Below are 22,161 nucleotides of genomic sequence, written 5' to 3'. Positions count from 1 at the left end.
TATTTTCAACAGCTTGAAAGAGGATTTTGTTATGCAATATGTTCAACAGATACTGCAATCAGTAAAAGAGTCTAATTCAAATGAGCCTGAGTTTTATCAAGCTGTTGAAGAAGTACTTTCATCAATTAGTCAGCTAGTTGAAGGTAATAGCGTTTATCAACAGCAAGCAATTCTTGAGCGATTAGTAGAACCTGAAAGACAAATTATTTTTAGAGTACCCTGGCTTGATGACAATGGTTTAGTGCAAGTTAACCGTGGTTTTAGAATTGAATTTAGCTCAACATTAGGCCCTTATAAGGGGGGCTTGAGGTTCCATCCGAGTGTCAATCAAAGTGTGGTTAAGTTTTTAGGCTTTGAGCAAATTTTAAAGAATGCACTTACCGGCTTGCCATTGGGAGGCGCTAAAGGCGGTGCTGACTTTAATCCCAAAGGAAAAAGCGACAATGAAATTATGCGTTTTTGTCAGTCATATATGACTGAACTTTATCGTCACATAGGTGCTAACACAGATGTACCTGCAGGAGATATTGGCGTTGGGGCGAGAGAAATTGGTTATTTATTTGGTCAATACAAACGGATCACTAATCAATTTCAGGGGGTACTAACTGGTAAGCCTGAGATTATGGGAGGGTCTTCACTGAGAACTGAAGCTACTGGCTATGGTGTTGCGTATTTTTTGAATGCTATGTTAGACGCTAAAAGTGATTCATTGAGGGGTAAGCGATGCTTAGTTTCTGGTGCTGGAAATGTAGCATTATATTTGATGGAAAAGCTTGACCAATACGATGCTGTTATTCTTAGCTGTAGTGATTCAAAAGGAACCTTATATTGTAAAGACGGACTTGATGTAACTCTTGTTAAACACTTAAAAAATGAGCGTGGCGCTGAGCTTAGGGATTATTTGAATGAGCATAAAAATGCCGAGTTTACACCCGTAAACCAATACCCTAGCGATGGACACCAAGTATGGCGATATGAAGCAGATATTGCTCTTCCTTGTGCGACACAAAATGAAATTACTAAAAAAGATGCAGAATCATTGGTTGAAAATCGCTGCTCTGTTGTATGTGAAGGCGCAAATATGCCAACCACAGCTGATGCGCTAAAAGTATTTAAAGAGCACAATGTCTTTTTAGGGCCAAGCAAGGCTGCAAATGCAGGTGGTGTTGCAACGAGCCAATTTGAAATGGCTCAAAATGCCAGTATGCAAAAGTGGCGAGCTGAGCAAGTTGATGAGAAACTTCAACAAGTTATGAATTCTATTTTTGAAACTATTTCAACGACAGCTAAGCAGTACTCGAATGAACATGACTTGGTGCTTGGTGCGAATATAGCAGGGTTCGAACGAGTTGCAGATGCTATGTTAAACCAAGGAGTTGTATAAGGTTTCGTAATTAAAGTTAAAGAGACATCCATTTTTTAAAAAAGACACCCACTTTAGTATCTAAAAAGTAGATTGTCATAGCTTTTGGTTGAGCTAATTTTGTATATAAATGATGTTTAGTTCTTTTACATTATTTAGATTTAAGGGTTGGTAATTTAGTTTTAGATAGAGTTATTTTCAGAAGATAGACATTTTCTATTTATAAAAAATAGAGTAAAAAGTAGTTCTAGTGCTCTAAATTCAACAAAATAAAGCTTGGCTATTAGCTATAGAGCTTCTTCGTTTTCGTTTCATGTGATTTGTATAAGCAGTGATAGCTTGCTCTTTACCCGCTGTATTTTTAAATGAGCGTGTAAAGGAAGTGGTGAGTGTGAGCCAGTTTTCTGTACAAATGTTTAATCTTTCAAGTATTGGTAATGCCTCTTCTGGGATTTTCCCAGGCTTATCTTCTCGTATTGAGCGCCCAGTTCAATCAACAAGTTGCAGGTATGTTTTGAGTTCAATTGGTATTCCCTTAGGCATATGTTTACGAGGTTTACCTGCAAAGCGCATTAGTGATTTTGGTTGTTTATTATTTTGTGCTGCATTAATTCTAGATTTAATACTGGTGTAGTCAGAATCTTCGGGTAAATCAGCCACTTTTGCTCTTACGGGGTTTAAGTCAACATAGGCAAGGCAAGCAGCTAGTGCAGCTTCATCAAGTAAAGCTTGTGATTTAAAGCGACCTTCCCAAAACCGCCCTTTGCATCCATCTTCTAGATTCGCTTTTCGTGCAATGCTCTCATTAAGCACACGCATAAACCAACTAATACTGCTGAGTCGTTCTCGATATAAATTAACTCTGGCATTAACCGCAACGAGTTCGGCTTGTGTTAGTAATTCGCCATTTAAGAATCGTTGACATAAGAATGTACTTTTAAATACCTTATGCCACCTAATCAGAATTGCTTTATTATTCAGACGCTTTGCTTTTGCTATATCGATGTGAAGGACCAAATGCGTGTGGTTACTCATTACAGCGTAGGCACAAATATCAATACAAAATATTCGTCCAAGTTGAAGTAGTTTCTTTTCAACCCAATCGCGCCGGTGTTCATATGAACGACCCGTTAGTGGGTCTTGTCCGCACAGATAGGCGCGACGAACGCAACGTGAAATGCAGTGATAATAAGGCGTGTTTGAAATACTAATTAAGTTTCTACGTGGGGTTGCCATGCTCTTCTCCTCCATGAGTTGAACAATTTAAGTTTAGTTATAATTTTAAATTAGGAGGTTAGTTTCATTGAAGCACAACAAGTTGGGTGTCTAGTTTCACTTTACTTTTGCTGCCGAAGTTTAATAAAGTTGAACTTAACATGTCGACTGATACTTTAAACAACGTTTTCTAAATAGAAAACGATCAAAGGGCAGGATATACAAGGCGGCAATTTAAAAAGTAAGAATTTTTGATTCTGGTGCATAAGGTAGCTTTATTAAAAAACTAGAATGCATAGAGTGTGGCTCTGATATAGAACCTTATATAGAAACAATAAGACGGTGATACTAAATTTAGAAACTTGCTGTATCAGATATGCTTTCTGCTAGCAACGTTCCCGATGGTTCCAATAATTCATGTACAAAGGAGAATTTATTGGTTAAGTTTGTTCAAGTTAATCAGAATAAATTTTTTATCTCCATAGTACAAAGGAATTACATTGGAAAAAGTATTTTGTATTTCAGCAGGACAGCTTCAGACGAAGAAAAGAGATCTTTTGATCCATCGAAGAAATCGATATCTAAACTATGGCCTGCTCTCTTTAGCATCAATCCTAAAACGTAATAGTTTTAATACGATTCAGATTCAAGGAAACTTTGATAGCCCTGAACATACATTATCGTTATGTATCGAGCATGGAATATTAAGAAGTAATGCTCCTGTGCTTATTTCCATTCCTAGCTTCTATGCAATCGATTGGACCAACCGATTTTTGACTGAACTTAAACGTTTGTCACCTAAAAAGAAAATTATTATAGGTGGGCGCTGGGTAGTTGATGGTCAAATAGAAGATATGAAAGGACTCGTTCCATTAGCTGACATTGTAAGTGATGGAGTGGCCGAATCACGCATTTTGAAGCTTGTAACAGGCAATGAAAATGCGACTCAGCTTTATTCTGACAAAAATGAGATTAGTCAAGATGCTGGCCTGGATTATACCCTATTACACGAGAGAAACTTGTACCAGCCAAGCATAGAAATTTCTAGAGGCTGCGGAATGAAGTGTTCTTTCTGTCAAGAAAGGGATGAACCTCTTACTCCTTTGAAAGATCCAGAAATAATCTTAAAAGAAGCTCAGTCCACTTTTATGGATGATGGATTAACTCCAATGAACTTTTATCTCGAGGCTTCTTTGTTTGCTTCTAACCAAGAATGGTCTGAACAACTCGAGTTTGAGGTGTCTAACAGTTCAATTCCTCGCTTTAATTGGCGTACTGAAGCCAGAGTCGACAGCATAAGAGTAAAACATTTGGAATATTTGTATCGTGCTGGATTGAGGGTTTTGGACTTAGGGTTAGAAAGTGCCAGTTGTAGTCAACTAATAGCTATGAATAAGTCAGTAAAACCCAAAAATTATTTGGCTAAAGCATCTGAACTTATTAAAGCAGCCCATAATCTTGGGATTATGGTTAAAGTAAATATTCTTTTATATGCAGGCGAAACTCTAGCAACAATAGATGAAACGTTGACTTGGCTTGATATACACGCTCATTACATTACGGGCGTTTCAGTGGGGCCGGTAATTATTTTTGGCTGGGAGAGCAAGGTAAAAAATTATCTGAGAGAGTTGTCACTTTTGGGTGCGAGTATAGCTAGTAAGCCGATAACTGGAATCACGCATATAAATCTCAGCGAAGAAATTGATTATGAAAAGTCATTAGAACTAGCTGCATGGATAGGGAAAAGATATTGCGATGAGAAAAACTATTTTGCATTAAAATCTTTTTCCTATTTTTCAAGGGATTACGACTTCGATGAGTTTTTGAGTGACAGTAAACCGGTCAGTGAACAGCTTAACTACAGAATTTCAAGTGGTTAAGTGAGGCTTAAAATTTAACTGTGCTTTTGGTGGTATATTTTGTCGGCTTTCACTTCAATTTTATGCCAACTTATACTTCCATAATATCTAGGTAGAGCCCGAAAAAGGGGCTCTATTTATGTCAGCTTATACTGCAAATTACATTGGGTGACTTTCTTCATATAAATTCCGTTTTAAAGCTTTCTTTAGAAACAACCCTTTATTCTTCTATTAATTTAACTTTAACTTTATTTATTTTCTAAGTTATCGAGACATCCACTTTGGGGTTATCTAGACACCCACATTAAAAATGTGAACTTCGTTTTTATGTACATGATTGACTTGAAGGAGACTCTGTTAATCAGGTACTGGTTATAATTATTAAGACACCCAATATAGGGTTATAATTATTAAGACACCCAATATAGTAGGTGTTTTTAATAGCTAACTCTAAGAGCAACTAGTTTAGTCGCTCAAAATTAATTAACTAAATTAATCTATACATCAAAATGTTATGTTTACAAGATTTTGTAGGGCATTGTCCGACCAGTACCTAATTTAGGGCAAACTTAGTCCAAAGGCAGGTTACTTTAAACATTTTCGAGTTTCAGTTTAGGCAAATAGTGCACGACTAGTGCTAATAGAGCTTCTTCTCTTTCGTTTCATGCGATTTGAATAAGTAGTTATAGCTTGCTCTTTACCCGCTGTATTTTTAAACGAGCGGGTAAAGGAAGTGGTGAGTGTGAGCCAGTTTTCAGTACAGATGTTTAATCTTTCAAGTATTGGTAACGAATTTTCCGAAATTTTGCCTGGCTTATTTTCTCGTATTGAGCGCCCAGTACAATCTACAAGTTTTAGGTATGTTTCAAGCTCAAATGGCAGTCCCTTAGGCATGTGTTTGCGTGGTTTACCGGCGAAGCGCATTAGTGATTTTGGTTGTTTATTATTTTGTGCTGCATTAATTCTAGATTTAATACTGGTGTAGTCAGAATCTTCGGGTAAATCAGCCACTTTTGCTCTTACGGGGTTTAAGTCAACATAGGCAAGGCAAGCAGCTAGTGCAGCTTCATCAAGTAAAGCTTGTGATTTAAAGCGACCTTCCCAAAACCGCCCTTTGCATCCATCTTCTAGATTCGCTTTTCGTGCAATGCTCTCATTAAGCACACGCATAAACCAACTAATACTGCTGAGTCGTTCTCGATATAAATTAACTCTGGCATTAACCGCAACGAGTTCGGCTTGTGTTAGTAATTCGCCATTTAAGAATCGTTGACATAAGAATGTACTTTTAAATACCTTATGCCACCTAATCAGAATTGCTTTATTATTCAGACGCTTTGCTTTTGCTATATCGATGTGAAGGACCAAATGCGTGTGGTTACTCATAACAGTGTAGGCGCAAATATCAATACAAAATATCCTGCCAAGCTGAAGAAGTTTCTTTTCAACCCAATCCCGCCTATGTTCATATGAACGACCCGTTAGTGGGTCTTGCCCGCACAAATAAGCGCGACGAACACAGCGTGAAATGCAGTGATAATAAGGGGTGTTTGAAACGCTAATTAAGTTTCTACGTGGGGTTGCCATGCTCTTCTCCTCCATGAGTTGAACAATATAAGTTTAGTCATAATTTTGAGAAGTGAGAAATTTTAAATTGGGTGTCTAAATTATTTTCTATTCATAATGTGGGTGTCTTAATAAATTTCTTAATAAATTAAAAAGCTCAGGCAGGGCTGAGCTTTTTAAATTAGGTCATATTTTGCAAGCAAATGATTACGAAAAGGCTTTTTCGCTTAGGAGTTCTTGCATTTGTTCGCGCATTTTAAATTTTTGAAGTTTGCCTGTTACTGTCATTGGGTATTCTTCAACAAAGCGTATGTGCTTTGGAACTTTGAAGTAGGCTAGTTTATCTTTTAAGAAATCACGAATGGCATTTTCATCAAGTACCGCATCATCTTTAGGTTGGATCCAGGCGCATACTTCTTCGCCGTATTTTTCATCACTTATACCAAAAATGGCCGCATCTTGAATACCGGGGTAGGTATAAAGCACTTCTTCTATTTCTCTAGGGTAGATGTTTTCACCGCCGCGGATGATCATGTCTTTTATTCGGCCTACGATAGCAACAAAGCCATCTTCGTCCATCACACCTAAGTCTCCTGAGTGTAACCAACCGTCTTGATCTATTGTTGCTTTCGTTTTTTCTTCATCATTCCAATAGCAGCGCATAATTCCAGCGCCACGGCTACATACTTCCCCAGGTAAGCCAACTTTTTGAACATCACCTAGCTCGTCAATAATTTTAACTTCAGTATGAGCTAATGCACGGCCCACTGTGGTGACTTGTTTGTCGAGTGGTGAGTCGGTTTCGGTTACATTATTGATAGGGCTACATTCAGTTTGGCCATAACCAATAACAACCTCATTCATATGCATTAATGAGTGAACTTTACGCATAACTTGCTCAGGGCAGGTTGAGCCGGCCATTACGCCTGTTCGTAGGCTAGATAAGTCATAGTTTGCAAAATCTTTAAGCTCTAACTCGGCGATAAACATCGTTGGAACACCATGCAGGCCTGTACAGTGTTCCTTTTCAACAACTTCTAGGGTTGTTTTAGGGTCGAATGAATCACCCGGAAAAACTGCGGTGGCGCCTTTACTTATACATACTAAATTGCCAAGCACCATACCAAAGCAGTGATATAGCGGTACCGGTATACAGAGTTTATCCTCATGTGTCAGCTTCATCGCTTGGGCCATCAAAAATCCGTTATTGAGGATGTTTTTATGCGATAAGGTGGCACCTTTTGGATTACCCGTAGTACCAGAAGTAAATTGAATATTGATATCTTGGTCACAGCTTAAAGTAGCAGCTATTGCATCAAGCTCTAGCTTATGGGCATCTGTTGCGCGCTGCATGATATCGCTGAAGCTAAACATGCCAGTAGCAGGCTCATCACCAATACGAATTATATTTTTTAGATGTGGCAGGGCGTTTAAATTTAATTCACCTGCTTGTGAATCTTTAAGTTCCGGTGCAAGCTCATTGAGCATGCTTATATAATTACTGGCTTTAAATTCACTTGCTGTGATAAGTGTTGAACACTCAACACTATTGAGTGCGTATTTTAATTCGCTTGGTCGGTATGCAGGGTTGATGCACACCATAATTGCACCAATCTTGGCTGTAGCAAATTGGGTTAAGCACATTCAATATTGTTAGGAGACCAAATACCAACTCGGTCGCCAGGTTTTACGCCAAGTGATAATAATCCCATTGCTAACTTGTTAATCTGCTGCTGGTATTGTCTATAGGTTAATCGGATCTGTTGATGATGAACCACAATTGCGGGGTGATCAGGGTAATTGTCGACAATATTGTCAAGGTACTGTCCAATTGTTTGTTCTATCAATGGAATGTCTGTACGGCCTTGATAATAGCTTTGAGTAAGTGGAAGCGCATTACAGTGTGTGTTCTTTGTCTGCATTGTATTCTCCGTGTCCGGTTAATGTGTTGTCATGGACTTGATGCAAAAGAATTGAAACTATCATTTAAGATGATTCCAAAACATGCGTACCTGATAAACTAAACATAGATTGTCGACAAAGGAAAGCTTTATAAGACTAATGTACAGAGAGTGATTTAAACAAAACAGAATAAAGAATGGGTTTTGGATATAAAAAAACGTGCCGAAGCACGTTCTCTTTGGCAATCAATTAGCAATTAAGCTTTTGGCTCATCTTGCTTATAAGTTTTACGCATGATGTAAACGTAAGCACTTATGAATGCGTTTTCTTGGAACTTCTTCAGACCTGTATCTTCAAAGTCGATAGGCACAGGGTTGCGTTTAAGCTGCTCTTTGATTTCAGTTGCCGATAAAATTTGCACATCTAAGCGCTCAATTAACTGAATAGCCGTTTCCATTTTGAAACCTTTTGCGCTACCAGCGAATTTACCTTTAGCTTGACGCTCTTTGATTGCCACAGAGTCAATTTGATAATCTTCCATTAACTTTTTGAAATCAAATTGGAATTTACGCATTACTTCTGTGTCATTACCGTTACCTAAGGTAAAACGTGTTTGTCTAACATCACGGATATCAAATACGTCATTGTCTTTGGTTAAAATGCACAGTAGTACGTCGCTACCTGTAATTTCTACACCACATGTTCTCATGGTCTTTCTCTAAATAACTTAATTTGCGCAATTATAGCAAGTAACGTTATGAAAAACAGGTGCTTTAAAAATGAATTTTAATAGCGATAGCACTGTGGTCACTTACGCTGATATCTTCACTAAGGATGCTTGGTGATATATGCCTATCATAACTTTCATAATCGAGCGCTTTAACCTTCGAAACTTGGCAGTCAGGATTAAAATGTGCAGAGGCGAGAATGTAATCAAGTACATTCCCTTTTGATTGATAATAATGACTAAAGGGCTTTGATTTATTCTCATAAAATGAGCGGCTAAACTCATAGCTGTCGGTTAAACCTACAACGGGTTCGTTATGTTCTATGCAAGGTTCGCAGCGAGTTGGGTGAAACCCTTGAGTCATAAACGATAAAGTTGGGCTGGTGAGTACATCATTAAAATCCCCCATAACAAGTGTTGCACATTGCTTTTCGCGTTGGGTTTTAAGGGCATCATAATAAACAATGGATGCTTCTAATGAGCGCGAGATTTGAGACTGCATGGTACCCACCGTTTGATGTAGCAACTGCAAAAGTGGATCTTCAAGGTTATGGATATTAAGCATATGCGCCATTGACTGGACGCGCTGTGATTTAAAATGAACCACATAAAAGCATACTTCACCAAAATCAGGTAAATCAATTAAGCATTTAATCGGCGTGCGGTTAAATTTGAACTCATTCTGATTATTTAAATACTCAAGTAATTCAGGGCATGGCGTCAATGCATCGGCCGATTTAAACGGGTATTTACTGGCAATGGCAACCACAGGATTGAATAACACTTGCGGATAAAGGCTATCATGGGACGGGCTATCGACCGTTTTAAAATAATCATATCCCGCTTCTTTGCATTGCACTTCTAGAGCATGTTGACTAAACACTTCTTGAAACGCCACCACATCAGGGTTTGCCTCATTTAAGAAATTAGCTACAAACAACTGTTTTTGCTGCCATTGTGTATTGTTGTATCGTTCATGTAGCTGATAAAAGGAGTAGGGTGGCGCGGTATAATTTAATAAATTAAACGTCGCAAATTTAAACGTACGCGTGTGTGGCATTTTGATCACCCTAAAAGTACTAACTCATTAAGTATGAAATGAGTTAACTAATTGTCAATTTAGTCTTCTTATTACTTGTATTTGAGTACGTGAGCGGCGACAATAGCTGCTTGTATTTGCGAAGACTCAGTAAATACAAGCTTAATTAGCAATGCTTATTCGTAAAAGCGTTGCAGAGTTACTTAAAATTAATTTAAAAATATTACATGTGGTGCATTGTAGGCATCACCACTGTATAAGGATTTATAATGCCAGTTATTACCCTCCCTGACGGCAGTCAGCGTAGTTTTGAAAACCCAGTAAGCACATATGATGTAGCAAATGATATCGGTCCAGGTCTTGCCAAAGCAACTATTGCAGGCCGTGTAAATGGCACCCGTGTTGATGCATGTGACTTAATTACCGAAGATGCGCGTTTAGAAATTATCACAGCAAAAGATGATGATGGTTTAGAGATCATCCGTCACTCTTGTGCGCACCTTATCGGCCATGCGGTTAAGCAACTTTTCCCTGAAGCAAAAATGGCAATCGGTCCGACCATCGATAACGGTTTTTATTACGACATCGATATGGATCACTCTTTAAGCCAAGACGATTTAGATGCAATCGAAAAGCGTATGCTTGAACTTGCTAAAACAAACTACGACGTTGTTAAAAAGACCGTAAGCTGGCAAGAAGCGCGTGATACTTTTGAAGCACGCGGTGAAACATACAAAATGGAAATCCTAGACGAAAACATCGCAAAAGATGATCGTCCAGGTTTATATCACCACGAAGAATACATCGACATGTGTCGTGGTCCACACGTACCAAACATGAAATTCTGCCAACACTTTAAAATTATGAAAGTGGCAGGTGCATATTGGCGTGGTGATTCAGAAAACAAAATGCTGCAACGTATCTACGGCACAGCATGGGCAGATAAAAAGCAACTTAAAGCGTATTTAAAACGTTTAGAAGAAGCTGAGAAACGTGATCACCGTCGTATTGGTAAAGCGCTTGATTTATGGCATTGGCAAGAAGAAGCACCAGGCATGGTGTTTTGGCACAATGATGGTTGGAGCATTTACCGTGAGCTAGAAGACTTCGTTCGTGAAAAATTACGCGAGTATGATTACGAAGAAGTAAAGGGCCCATTAATGATGGACCGTGCGTTGTGGGAAAAATCAGGTCACTGGGACAAATACGCAGATGCGATGTTCACAACTGAGTCTGAAAAGCGTGAGTACGCAATTAAACCAATGAACTGCCCAGGCCACGTACAAATCTTTAACCAAGGTTTAAAATCATACCGTGATCTACCTTTACGTATGGCTGAGTTTGGTTGTTGTCACCGTAACGAACCATCAGGTGCCTTACACGGCCTAATGCGTGTTCGTGGCTTTACCCAAGATGATGCGCATATCTTCTGTACTGAAGAGCAAATCATGGATGAAGTATCGTCATGTATCAAAATGGTTTACGACACATACGAAACGTTTGGCTTTGAGAAAATCGTTGTAAAACTTTCTACTCGTCCTGAAAAGCGTATCGGTGAAGACGAAATGTGGGATAAAGCTGAGCTTGCACTTGCAGAAGCATTAAAAGCAAACGACATTGAGTTTGATTACCTACCAGGTGAAGGTGCGTTCTACGGTCCGAAGATTGAGTTCACACTGTATGACTGTTTAGACCGTGCATGGCAATGTGGTACTGTACAGCTTGACTTTGCATTACCAGGTCGTTTAGGTGCAACTTATGTTGCTGAAAACAACGAGCGTCGTACACCGGTTATGATCCACCGTGCTATTTTAGGTTCAATCGAGCGTTTCATCGGTATTTTAACCGAAGAGTATGCTGGTTTGTTCCCAACATGGCTTGCTCCAAAGCAAGTAGTGATCATGAACATCACGGATAAACAAGCAGATTATGTGCAAGAAATTGTACAAAAATTAAATAAACTTGGAATTAGAGCCGCTGCTGACTTGAGAAATGAGAAGATTGGCTTTAAAATCCGTGAACATACGTTAAAACGTATTCCATACTTACTTGTTGTTGGCGATAAAGAAGTTGAACAACAAGAAGTGGCAGTACGCACTCGCACAGGTGAAGACCTAGGCAAATTTAGTGTTGATGATTTCATTGCAAAATTAAGCGAAGAAATTAAAAATCGACAATAAAGCATGAGCGTGTAGGGCAAACAAACAGCCAACTACACGCTTTTTATTTTATATTCTTGGAGGATCGTACCATTAGAGGCGGCAAGAAAGGGCAACAAACAGCTCAAAAAAATCGTATCAACGAAGATATTACAGCTAAAGAAGTTCGTTTAATTGGCATCGACGGCGAGCAAGCTGGTATCGTGTCATTAAAAGAGGCGCAAGCTATCGCTGATGATGCGGGTGTAGATCTTGTAGAAATCAGTCCTAATGCTGAGCCACCTGTTTGTAAGGTTATGGACTACGGTAAGTTCATCTTTGAGAAAAGCAAAGAACTAAAAGAACAAAAGAAAAAGCAAAAGCAGATCCAGGTTAAAGAAATCAAATTCCGTCCTGGTACTGACGAAGGTGACTACCAAGTTAAACTTCGCAGCTTGCGCAAGTTCTTAGAAGCGGGTGACAAAGCTAAAATTACTATCCGTTTCCGTGGTCGTGAGATGGCTCACCAAGAAATTGGTATCGAATTATTAAACCGTGTTAAAGCCGATTTGGAAGATGTATCACAAGTTGAGTCGTTCCCAAATCGTGTTGAAGGTCGCCAGATGGTTATGATGATGGCACCTATTGCTAAAAAGCAATAAACAGGGTATATTACGCACCGATTTTATTTCAGGTCTGCAAGTAACAGTTTACTGTTCACCTGAAATAACCGGTTTAAGTAAGGTTGCACTGCTTTTGTAGTGGGCCTTCACCGGATTATGGCAGTAAGTTAGGCCTTAAAAGTAGAGCTATTTTAATATCTCTCGCCTGCTTGCTAATTTTTAAGCAATACATTTGGAGTTATTGCAATGGCTTATAAGCTAAAAACTCACAGAGGCGCGGCTAAGCGTTTCAAGAAAACTGCTTCTGGCGGTTTCAAGCGTAAACAAGCGCATCTTCGTCACATTCTGACTAAGAAAACTTCTAAGCGTAAATTACACTTACGTCCTAAGATGATGGTTCATAAGAATGACCATGGTCTAGTTTCACGTATGTTACCATTCGCTTAATAGGAGTCTTCAGAAATGGCAAGAGTTAAACGCGGTGTTATCGCACGTGCACGTCACAAAAAAGTTTTAAAACAAGCTAAAGGTTACTACGGAGCACGTTCACGTGTTTACCGCGTAGCTTTCCAGGCAGTTACTAAAGCGGGTCAATACGCTTACCGTGACCGTCGTGCTAAGAAACGTACTTTCCGTCAACTTTGGATTGCACGTATCAATGCAGCAGCTCGTCAAAACGGTCTTTCATACAGCCGTTTTATCAATGGTCTTAAAAAGACTTCTGTAGAAATCGATCGTAAGATCCTTGCAGATATCGCTGTTTACGACCAAGTTGCATTCGCAGCGCTTGTTGCAAAAGCAAAAGAAGGCCTAGCGGCTTAATTTCGCTTTTCATAAAGTTTAAAAAGGAGCCTAGTGCTCCTTTTTTTGATCTTAAATAAAATTCATAAATAACAACGATTTTGCATAGCGTATGTCGTTTGCTCCATTTTTTTGTTGAATCACCGCAGTTTACGCAATCCATTCAGATTAGTTGTTATAATTTCCCCAATAGAAATAAGTACCGCACTTGAGAGTGATATGTTTGCGAGTTTAGTGTTTTTATCTGCTGCAGTAACTTTAGACAGCCACCTACCCCCATTGTTGCCATGGCAAGGCGACAGTGTGTCTTTAATGCAAGAAAAAGGACCATTGACCACTGATTTTGAGTTAAGCAATGGCACATTATCTCCAAACTACACAGACACAATGGCGTTTGTAGACCGCCTCGTTGCAGCAAACCCAACGCAATTCAAAGTCACGACCATTGCAACTAGCAGTGCGGGTCGTGCGGTGAAAATGTTAGTGGCGAATGAACAAGGTTTATTTGATGCAAAACAACTTGTTGCAGATACTAAACCAACTATCTTCATTCAAGCAGGTATTCACAGCGGTGAAATAGATGGCAAAGATGCCATGTTTATGCTGTTACGCGATATTGCTACAGGTAAACGCCGAGACATACTGAGTAAAGTCAATATTCTGTTTATTCCTATTTTAAACGTTGATGGTCACGAGCGTAGTAGCCAATATAACCGTATTAATCAGCGTGGCCCAGTAGAAATGGGGTTTAGAACGAATGGTTTAAATTTAAATTTGAATCGTGATTACACTAAGCTTGATACACCTGAAGTACGCGGCGTGATGCAAGTGATTAATCAATTTAAGCCAGATTTATACGTGGATGTCCATGTAACAGATGGCGCTGATTATCAGTATGACGTGACCTACGGCTATAATCCTGTTTTTTCTAGTGAGTCACCGAGCGTTTCAGAGGCGCTTGATAACCTATTTAAACCTGTTATTGATGCAAAATTAGAAAAAGCTGGGCATATTCCTGGTCCATTGGTTTTTGTAATGGACAAGCGCGAATTTAAAAAAGGCTTAGCAGGTTGGGTTGCAACACCTCGTTTCTCGAATGGTTGGGGGGATTTACGTTCATTACCAACTATTTTGGTTGAAAACCATTCATTAAAACCGTATAAACAGCGTGTTTTAGGTACGTATGTGTTTATCGATGGCGCAATTGATGCCTTAGCTGCAAACGAAAAAGCACTGAATGATGCAGTTAAAAAAGAGCTCGATTTCAAACCAACGCAGTTAGTCGTTGAACGTGGTTATGCAAAAGAAGCAGATACCATCGAATTTAAAGGTATCGCTTATTCAAGAACTGAAAGCGCATTGTCAGGACAGCCTGAAGTTAAATACTTAGGTGAAGCTAAAAACTATGACGCCTTGCCTATTTACTGGCAAAAAGACGTTAAAAAGACCGTAAATGTGCCAACCGCATTTTATATTCCGCCTGCGTACAGCCAATTGGTTAGTAAACTTAAATTACATGGCGTAGAAGTAACGGCACTCAATGAATCTGTTTCTGAGCCATTAACTCAAGCAAGCGTTGCGGATTATGCATTTGCAAAGGCTCCCTTTGAAGGGCGCTTTCGTGTAGAGGCGACATTTGAATACAATACCGTTGAAAATGTTGATATGACGGGTTGGTACAAGGTTTCAACCGATCAACCATACTCTGAGCTGGCTACGCATTTATTACACCCAGAAGCGCCTGATTCATTCTTTGCTTGGGGTGAGTTTAATACTATTTTTCAGCGCACTGAATACGTTGAGAATTACGCGTTAATGCCGTACGCACGCCAAATGCTTAAAGAAAAACCAGCATTGGCTTTAGAATTCGATAAAAAAATTCGCGAAGATAAAAACTTTGCAAAAGATGCAGATGCACGTTTGCATTGGCTTTATGAGCGTACACCGTTTTATGATCAAGGCTATTTAAAATACCCAATTTTAATGGCGTTTGAGCAGTTACAAAAAGGACAATAACATGAAGGTACTCGCTGTTCCTGTTACTGGCTTTGCGCAAAATTGCCGCATTATCATTTGTGAGCAAACGAATAAAGCTGCACTGGTAGACCCAGGTGGTGATGCAGAGAAGCTGCAAGCGGAACTAGCTGCGTTAAATTGTGAGTTAGAGGCAATTTACTTGACTCATGGTCACTTAGACCATGTGGGTGCTGCAAAGCAACTCGCAGATCACTTCAGCGTCGATATCATAGGCCCACATCTAGACGATAAATTTTGGTTTGACGCTTTGCCAATGCAAGCACAAATGTTTGGTTTTGCAGCCATCGCGCCATTTTATCCAACCAAATGGTTAGCTCATGGCGACACTATCACAGTAGGTGAACTTGTATTAGTCGTACGTCATTGCCCAGGGCATACACCTGGTCACGTTGTTTTTTATCATCAAGATTCAGAACAGCTGATTGTGGGAGATGTGATTTTTCAAGGCTCTGTTGGTCGTACTGATTTTCCAAAAGGGGATAGTGCGCAATTACTCAAATCAATTAAGTCTGAGATTTTATCTTTCTCAGATAACGTTGCTATTTTGCCAGGCCACGGTCCGAATACCACCGTAGGGCACGAGCGAAGAACAAATCCATTTATTAGTGGTCGATTTGGTTAATGCCAACTCGCACAAACAGCTAGTTATTTGATTAAGTGGATCGGTATAAAATTGCAATTTTTTTGCATAAATAGTAGAAAATAGGCAGACTGATTTTTAAATCAGTTATATAATTTAACCAGTATTTTTACAGAAAAAGAAATAAAATGTCTCTGAACCAAGTAGATCGCCAAATTTTGGCATTATTACAGCAGGATGCTAGCTTATCTACGGCAGAAATTGCCGATAAAGTTGGTTTATCTCAATCTCCATGTTGGCGTCGTATCGCTAAGCTTGAGCAAGATGGCTATATCAAAGGTAAAGTTGCTTTGCTTGATGAGAAAAAGCTTGGCTTTGATATGTTGGTTTATGCCCATGTTCGCTTATCTAATCACGGCAGAACAAACCTCGCTGAATTTGAGCGTTTGATCATGAGCTATGATGAAGTGACTGAGTGTTACAGCATGGCGGGTACGATGGACTTTATGCTTCGTATTATCTCTAAAGGTATTGAGGGCTACGAGCAATTTGTCCGTGATAACCTACTAAACCTTGAATTTGTTCAAGAGGTTCACTCGAACGTAACAATGACTTGCGTTAAGCGTAGTACGTCTTTACCTCTTTAATCTTTTTCTACTACGTTTTATTTTTTCAAAAACGGTTAGTGCTTTTCGGTACTAGCCGTTTTGTTGTTAATAATTGTTAACTTTTGCGGATTTTGCTAGAATTCTGCGCCTTGCCGAAATGCACTCATTACAAAGAGGATTTTAATGTTTAACTTACTCAGCAAAGCGCCAAGCTCTGCTAAAAACGATATATTATCAGGCCTGACCGTTGCGTTAGCCTTGGTACCAGAAGCAGTCGCGTTTGCTTTTGTTGCTAATGTTGAGCCTTTGGTTGGTTTATATGCCGCATTTATTGTTGGTTTAATCACGGCTATTTTTGGTGGTCGTCCAGGTATGATTTCTGGTGCTACAGGTGCACTAGCCGTCGTGATGGTAAGTTTAGTATTAGATCATGGCGTAGAGTATTTATTTGCAACCGTCTTGCTGATGGGGATACTGCAAATACTTGCAGGCATTTTTAAGCTGGGTAAGTTTATCCGAATGGTACCTCACCCAGTTATGCTGGGTTTTGTTAATGGTCTTGCGATTGTTATTTTCTTAGCGCAACTCGGTCAGTTCAAAGTGCCTGATGGCATGGGTGGTCAACAGTGGATGGAAGGACAAGCTCTTTACATCATGCTTGGTTTAGTGGCTTTAACCATGGCCATTATTCATTTTTTACCTAAGTTAACCACAGCCGTGCCTTCATCGTTAGTGGCGATTGTTACCGTGACTGCAATCGTGATTGGCTTTGATTTAGAAGCGCGCACTGTACTTGATTTCTTAAAAGGTATGACTGGTAATGAGCAGGCAACCATTGCCGGTGGCTTACCTGAATTCCATATTCCAATGGTCCCGTTTAACTTAGAAACGTTTAAAATCATTTTTCCATATGCATTAATTTTAGCGGCGATTGGCTTAATTGAGTCGTTATTAACGCTGACCTTAATTGATGAAATTACCGAAACCCGCGGTCAAAGTAATAAAGAGTGTATTGGTCAAGGTGCTGCAAACATTACCTGTGGTTTCTTTGGGGCAATGGGTGGTTGTGCGATGATTGGTCAATCTATGATCAATATTAACTCGGGTGGTCGTTCACGCTTATCGGGTATCACTGCTGCGCTAATGCTGCTTGTGTTCATTATTTTTGCAGCAGGGTACATTGAAATGATCCCACTGGCAGCGCTAGTGGGTGTTATGTTCATGGTTGTATTGGGCACCTTTGAATGGGCAAGCTTTAAGATGATGAAGCGTGTACCAAAATCGGACGCGTTTGTTATTGTACTTGTTTCAGGTGTTACAGTAGCGACAGACCTTGCAATTGCGGTATGTGTAGGTGTGATTGTGTCTGCACTGGTTTTTGCTTGGCAACATGCTAAACACATTTACACGAGTAACTACATTGATGAGCAGGGCTCTAAAGTGTATGAGCTTCATGGCCCATTATTCTTTGGCTCGGTTAAGAATTTTGCTGAGTTATTTGATGTTAAAAATGACCCAGAAGATGTGATCATTGAATTTAAACACAGCCGTGTCGCTGATCACAGCGCAATTGAAGCAATTGATAGCCTAGCTGATAAATATGCTAAAGCAGGCAAACAATTACACTTGCGTCACTTAAGCCCAGACTGTATTCAGTTATTGCATAAAGCACGTGATTTAGTTGAAGTAAATGTCATTGAAGATCCACATTATAAAGTGGCATCAGATAAATTAGCTTAAAAATCAAGCTTAGGAAAAGCGAAGGCGGGATCGTCTTCGCTTTTTTTATATCTGCAGAATGCGGTAAGGCTATTAAAAATTAAGATAGGCGGCAGTGCTTTGTTCTCGTGACTATCGGTATAATAAAAATAATTATGAAAGGTAATCTGATATTTTGAATTGGCAATCATTAGTTGATAATCGACAACGCTTTTTCTGGGTGCTGCAAATTGCAGGCTGGATAGGGTATGCGTTAGTTAATTATATCGGCTCTAAAGTCTTTGAAATGCGTGATATTTACGTATTTGTTATTGTATTAAACGCTTACGCAGGCTGTTTAATGACAGTACCTTTGCGTTATATGTATCGTAAAGTCTGGAATGCCTCGCCATGGGTGTTGATGCTTGTTGTATTTGGGGCCTCTTATGTTACCGGTACATTGTGGGCTGTTGTTCAAAAATTCAATTTATGGGAAATCTACCGTCACGGTTACCGACCAAATGAATGGTTTTATTACTTTCAACAAGGCTTAGATTCGGTTTATATCATACTTTGTTGGAGTGGCTTGTATTTTGGTATTAAGTACTACCAGTTGTTGCAAAGTGAGCGCCAAAAAGCCCTTAAAGCAACCACCATGGCGCACGAAGCACAGCTTAAAATGCTGCGTTATCAACTTAATCCACACTTTTTATTTAATACTTTAAATGCCATCTCAACCTTAATTTTGGTTAAAGAGAACAAAGATGCGAATTTAATGGTATCTAAATTGAGTGACTTTTTACGTTACACACTCAATACCGATCCGATTAAGAAAGTACCGTTAGAGCAAGAAATTCACGCTTTGATGTTGTACTTAGAGATTGAAAAAGTACGCTTTGATGAACGTTTACAAGTTAACGTCGAAGTAAGCGAACAGGCAAAAGAAGCCTTAGTACCAAGTTTGATCCTCCAGCCTATTATCGAGAACTCGATTAAATATGCGATAGCGCAATTAAATGAAGGCGGTGTGATTGATATTAAAGCACAAGTTTTTGCAAATGAACTATTATTGGAAGTAGGCGATAATGGTCCTGGCACTGAGCTAAAAAATGGCCAACTGGTTAATTCACAAGGCGTTGGCATAGCAAATACACAGGACCGCTTAAAAACACTTTATGAGAACAACTACTCATTCGTTCTCTCTGACAATACGCCAAGTGGATTAAAAGTTAATCTGCGCGTTCCGTTTGAAAAGGCTGTTAAGAAATGAGCAAAATTAGAACTTTGATCGTTGACGATGAACCGTTAGCACGTAAAGGCTTAGCTGTTCGACTATCTGAGTTTGACGATATAGAAGTCATTCGTTTATGTAGCAATGGTCAAGAAGCAATTGATGAATGCGTATCAGGCAATATTCAATTGGTTTTCTTAGATATTCAAATGCCAAATATGAACGGTTTTGAGGTGGCACGTGCACTTAGTGAAAGTGTTAACCCATTACCAGCAATTGTATTTGTTACAGCTTTTGATCAGTTTGCTGTTAAAGCATTCGAGATTCATGCGTTGGATTATATTCTTAAACCAGTCGATGACAACAGACTAAAACAGGCGGTAGAAAAAGTGCATACCTATTTAAAAACGCAACAAGATAACGCCCATAAGAAAAAACTAGCGAGCTTTGTTGCAGGTATTACCGGTAATAATTGCGAAGAAATTTTAAAGAAGTTAGCAACGGGCGATAGCCTAGCTGATCGTCGTTATCCTGAATCGTTAGCAGTAAAAGAGCAGGGCGAGATTGTTCGTGTCCCTGTGGTGACAATTCAATGGGTCGATGCGGCTGGTGATTATATGTGTCTACATTGCCAAGACGGGCAAACGCATATTCTTCGTAAAACAATGAAAGAGCTTGAACAAGAGCTTGATCCACAATTATTCGTGCGTGTTCATCGCAGCGCAATTGTGAATACAAAACAAATTAGCAAACTTGTTACCCAAGTGAGCGGTGAGTATCTTTTAGTGTTAGATAACGGCCAAGAATTAAAAGTAAGCCGTAGTTATCGCGACAAAGTGAAAGCAGCTCTGGCGAGCTAATAGCTGTTTAAAACTAAAAACTAACTTAGTTAAAAACAAAAAAGGCGCAATAAATTGCGCCTTTTTTAATGAATAATTGTAACAGTTTAAACGGTTACAATTTTCATCGTGTTTGTCGCACCAATCGTTTCCATCGCATCACCGTGAGTTAAAATCACAGTATCACCAGCAACAAGCGAGCCTTGCTCAACAAGTGTGTTTAATGCGTCACGTACCATGCTGTCATCTTCACATTTCGTTGAATCGAAGAATACAGGGTAAACACCACGGTAAAGTGCCGTTTGACCAAGTGTGCTTGCATGGCGTGATAACGAATAAATTGGTAAGCCAGAACTAATGCGCGACATTAATTTAGCTGTGCTGCCTGATTCAGTCAGTGTCACAATCGCTTTTACAGAATCAAGGTGGTTAGCTGCATACATCGCCGATAACGCAATTGATTCTGCATTTGAAGAAAAACGGCTGTCTAAACGGTGTTTAGAAACGTGTGTTTCTTTTTGTGATTCGGCACCTAAACAAACGCGAGCCATAGTCGCTACAGTTTCTTCAGGGTAGTCACCAGCAGCTGTTTCAGCTGATAGCATAACGGCATCAGTACCATCTAATACGGCGTTTGCAACGTCCATAACCTCAGCACGTGTTGGCATTGGGTTATCGATCATAGATTCCATCATTTGTGTTGCAGTCACAACAGTACGGTTAAGTGAACGAGCACGGCTAATGATAAGCTTTTGTTTACCAACAAGTGCTGCATCACCAATTTCAACACCTAAGTCACCACGCGCAACCATTACTGCGTCAGATGCTAGAACGATATCGTCAATTGCTTCAACAGTTTCAACTGCTTCTGCACGTTCGATTTTTGCAAGAAGTTGTGCGTTTGAGCCCGCAGCTTCTGCTAAAGAGCGAACATAACGCATATCATCGCCACTACGTGGGAATGATACAGCAATATAATCAACACCGATTTCAGTCGCTGTGATTAAGTCTTCTTTATCTTTATCAGTAAAAGCAGGGGCTGTTAAACCACCACCTAAACGGTTAATACCTTTATTGTTCGAAAGCACACCGCCAACAGTTACTGTTGTATGTACTAGGGCACCATCAACGCTATCAACTGTTAATTGAATCAAGCCATCGTTTAAAAGAAGTAAGTCACCTGATTTAACATCATTTGGCAATTCTTTATAGTCGATACCAACAGCATTAACGTCGCCTTGACCTTTTTCCATTTTTGCATCTAGGGTAAATTTTGCACCTACTTCAAGGTTTACTTTACCGTCTTTAAACGTTGATACACGAATTTTAGGACCTTGTAAGTCTGCAAGGATAGCAACGTGTTTGCCTAAACGCTTAGCAATGCTACGTACCGCATCTGCGCGGTCTTTGTGATCTTGTGCTACGCCATGTGAGAAGTTCAAACGAACCACATTTGCACCTGCACGAATAATTTTTTCTAGGTTGTTATCGCGATCGGTTGCCGGTCCAAGGGTCGCAACAATTTTTGTGCGTCTTAGCATCAAATTCTCCTGTGCGCTTAAATTTTTAAGCGAATTGATGGTTATCTATTAAAATGTCGTGCTATAAACCTTCTTCATTGGCTTATACATCTGCACGAAGTAGAACTCATAAGTAAAAAATGATTGTTTTTACTTATGAGGATCTGGCTCTTTGTATTAATTATAGAGTATACAAAGGGTGAATGACGTTATTATGACACCGGTGTCAGGTAGCGTCAATACACATACCTTTTTAAAGGGTATTATAAAAATCTGGTCCGATGCCTTAGTAATTTTGATATACTGAGTGCAACGTCGCTTCATGATTTCGATGATTTATCTCAAGTTGGCTTACAAGCTCGCATTTTTGGGCTGCTTGGGTATAATGCGCGCGTAATTATTTTGATTAACTAAC

General features: G+C 39.5%; 16 protein-coding genes and 2 pseudogenes. 12 read left to right on the top strand and 6 right to left on the bottom strand.

The features are described from left to right. The first annotated feature begins 31 nt into the window (after positions 1-31). Entirely contained in the window at positions 32-1,384 is a 1,353-nt protein-coding gene (gene gdhA, locus C2M25_RS08370) for an NADP-specific glutamate dehydrogenase (RefSeq protein ID WP_105180873.1), read from the top strand. A 240-nt stretch (positions 1,385-1,624) separates the two neighbouring features. Here gdhA and C2M25_RS08365 read toward each other — a convergent pair. Beyond that, positions 1,625-2,599 (bottom strand): annotated as a pseudogene (locus C2M25_RS08365) (transposase). Between the two features lie 479 nt (positions 2,600-3,078). Here C2M25_RS08365 and C2M25_RS08360 point away from each other — a divergent pair. Continuing rightward, positions 3,079-4,458 carry a B12-binding domain-containing radical SAM protein gene (locus tag C2M25_RS08360; RefSeq protein ID WP_105180872.1) on the top strand — a complete coding sequence of 460 codons (1,380 nt, stop codon included), beginning with the start codon at positions 3,079-3,081 and terminating at the stop codon, positions 4,456-4,458. A gap of 591 nt (positions 4,459-5,049) precedes the next feature. On the opposite strand, the gene C2M25_RS08355 is transcribed toward C2M25_RS08360, so the two are convergent. The 4 genes and pseudogenes from C2M25_RS08355 to C2M25_RS08340 form a co-directional block, all read right to left on the bottom strand. After that, a complete protein-coding gene (locus C2M25_RS08355; protein WP_105180871.1) occupies positions 5,050-6,024 on the bottom strand; it encodes a transposase in 975 nt (324 codons plus the stop codon). Between the two features lie 186 nt (positions 6,025-6,210). Beyond that, positions 6,211-7,925 (bottom strand): annotated as a pseudogene (locus C2M25_RS08350) (AMP-binding protein). Positions 7,926-8,161: 236 nt separating this feature from the next. Next, positions 8,162-8,614, bottom strand: a complete 453-nt coding sequence (locus C2M25_RS08345; RefSeq protein WP_054554891.1) for a DUF3010 family protein — start codon at positions 8,612-8,614, stop codon at positions 8,162-8,164. 64 nt (positions 8,615-8,678) lie between these two features. Further along, a complete protein-coding gene (locus C2M25_RS08340) occupies positions 8,679-9,692 on the bottom strand; it encodes an endonuclease/exonuclease/phosphatase family protein (RefSeq protein ID WP_105180870.1) in 1,014 nt (337 codons plus the stop codon). 248 nt (positions 9,693-9,940) lie between these two features. Here C2M25_RS08340 and thrS point away from each other — a divergent pair, with 248 nt between their 5' ends. From thrS to C2M25_RS08290, 10 genes are all read left to right on the top strand, one after another. Next, positions 9,941-11,851 (top strand): threonine--tRNA ligase, encoded by a 1,911-nt coding sequence (thrS, locus tag C2M25_RS08335; RefSeq protein ID WP_063705031.1) that lies wholly within the window; start codon positions 9,941-9,943, stop codon positions 11,849-11,851. A 56-nt stretch (positions 11,852-11,907) separates the two neighbouring features. After that, the gene (gene infC / locus C2M25_RS08330; RefSeq protein ID WP_082874073.1) at positions 11,908-12,471 is read left to right on the top strand and encodes a translation initiation factor IF-3; all 564 of its coding nucleotides are present in this window, start codon (positions 11,908-11,910) and stop codon (positions 12,469-12,471) included. A 207-nt stretch (positions 12,472-12,678) separates the two neighbouring features. Then, positions 12,679-12,879: a 50S ribosomal protein L35 gene (gene rpmI, locus C2M25_RS08325; RefSeq protein WP_054554888.1), complete on the top strand. Its 201-nt coding sequence runs from the start codon at positions 12,679-12,681 to the stop codon at positions 12,877-12,879. 15 nt (positions 12,880-12,894) lie between these two features. Then, entirely contained in the window at positions 12,895-13,254 is a 360-nt protein-coding gene (gene rplT / locus C2M25_RS08320) for a 50S ribosomal protein L20 (RefSeq protein ID WP_036968189.1), read from the top strand. Positions 13,255-13,452: 198 nt separating this feature from the next. Beyond that, positions 13,453-15,249 (top strand): M14 family metallopeptidase, encoded by a 1,797-nt coding sequence (locus C2M25_RS08315; protein WP_105180869.1) that lies wholly within the window; start codon positions 13,453-13,455, stop codon positions 15,247-15,249. A gap of 1 nt (position 15,250) precedes the next feature. Next, positions 15,251-15,892 (top strand): MBL fold metallo-hydrolase, encoded by a 642-nt coding sequence (locus tag C2M25_RS08310; RefSeq protein WP_105180868.1) that lies wholly within the window; start codon positions 15,251-15,253, stop codon positions 15,890-15,892. A 146-nt stretch (positions 15,893-16,038) separates the two neighbouring features. Continuing rightward, entirely contained in the window at positions 16,039-16,497 is a 459-nt protein-coding gene (locus tag C2M25_RS08305) for an Lrp/AsnC family transcriptional regulator (protein WP_036968198.1), read from the top strand. A 144-nt stretch (positions 16,498-16,641) separates the two neighbouring features. Beyond that, a complete protein-coding gene (locus C2M25_RS08300; protein ID WP_063705036.1) occupies positions 16,642-18,198 on the top strand; it encodes a SulP family inorganic anion transporter in 1,557 nt (518 codons plus the stop codon). 154 nt (positions 18,199-18,352) lie between these two features. After that, entirely contained in the window at positions 18,353-19,426 is a 1,074-nt protein-coding gene (locus C2M25_RS08295) for a sensor histidine kinase (RefSeq protein ID WP_063705038.1), read from the top strand. Next, positions 19,423-20,247, top strand: coding sequence for a LytR/AlgR family response regulator transcription factor (locus C2M25_RS08290; protein ID WP_063705040.1), 825 nt, complete (start codon positions 19,423-19,425; stop codon positions 20,245-20,247). The genes C2M25_RS08295 and C2M25_RS08290 overlap by 4 nt, the downstream gene beginning before the upstream one ends. 86 nt (positions 20,248-20,333) lie before the next feature. Here C2M25_RS08290 and pyk read toward each other — a convergent pair whose 3' ends face one another. Then, positions 20,334-21,767, bottom strand: a complete 1,434-nt coding sequence (gene pyk, locus C2M25_RS08285) for a pyruvate kinase (protein ID WP_063705043.1) — start codon at positions 21,765-21,767, stop codon at positions 20,334-20,336. Positions 21,768-22,161: the final 394 nt, after the last annotated feature.

The organism is Pseudoalteromonas sp. T1lg21 (assembly GCF_002964625.1).
GTDB lineage: Bacteria > Pseudomonadota > Gammaproteobacteria > Enterobacterales > Alteromonadaceae > Pseudoalteromonas > Pseudoalteromonas gelatinilytica.
Note: the sequence above shows the minus strand (reverse complement) of the source record. Positions and strands in the feature narration are given on the sequence as shown.

Excerpts from the sequence above, each read along its gene's own strand:
- C2M25_RS08355 (WP_105180871.1), bottom strand. The coding sequence starts at position 6,024 with ATGGCAACCCCACGTAGAAACTTAATTAGCGTTTCAAACACCCCTTAT.
- rpmI (WP_054554888.1), top strand. The coding sequence starts at position 12,679 with ATGGCTTATAAGCTAAAAACTCACAGAGGCGCGGCTAAGCGTTTCAAG.
- C2M25_RS08315 (WP_105180869.1), top strand. The coding sequence starts at position 13,453 with ATGTTTGCGAGTTTAGTGTTTTTATCTGCTGCAGTAACTTTAGACAGC.
- C2M25_RS08340 (WP_105180870.1), bottom strand. The coding sequence starts at position 9,692 with ATGCCACACACGCGTACGTTTAAATTTGCGACGTTTAATTTATTAAAT.
- C2M25_RS08305 (WP_036968198.1), top strand. The coding sequence starts at position 16,039 with ATGTCTCTGAACCAAGTAGATCGCCAAATTTTGGCATTATTACAGCAG.
- rplT (WP_036968189.1), top strand. The coding sequence starts at position 12,895 with ATGGCAAGAGTTAAACGCGGTGTTATCGCACGTGCACGTCACAAAAAA.
- C2M25_RS08345 (WP_054554891.1), bottom strand. The coding sequence starts at position 8,614 with ATGAGAACATGTGGTGTAGAAATTACAGGTAGCGACGTACTACTGTGC.
- C2M25_RS08310 (WP_105180868.1), top strand. The coding sequence starts at position 15,251 with ATGAAGGTACTCGCTGTTCCTGTTACTGGCTTTGCGCAAAATTGCCGC.
- thrS (WP_063705031.1), top strand. The coding sequence starts at position 9,941 with ATGCCAGTTATTACCCTCCCTGACGGCAGTCAGCGTAGTTTTGAAAAC.
- gdhA (WP_105180873.1), top strand. The coding sequence starts at position 32 with ATGCAATATGTTCAACAGATACTGCAATCAGTAAAAGAGTCTAATTCA.
- pyk (WP_063705043.1), bottom strand. The coding sequence starts at position 21,767 with ATGCTAAGACGCACAAAAATTGTTGCGACCCTTGGACCGGCAACCGAT.
- C2M25_RS08300 (WP_063705036.1), top strand. The coding sequence starts at position 16,642 with ATGTTTAACTTACTCAGCAAAGCGCCAAGCTCTGCTAAAAACGATATA.
- C2M25_RS08290 (WP_063705040.1), top strand. The coding sequence starts at position 19,423 with ATGAGCAAAATTAGAACTTTGATCGTTGACGATGAACCGTTAGCACGT.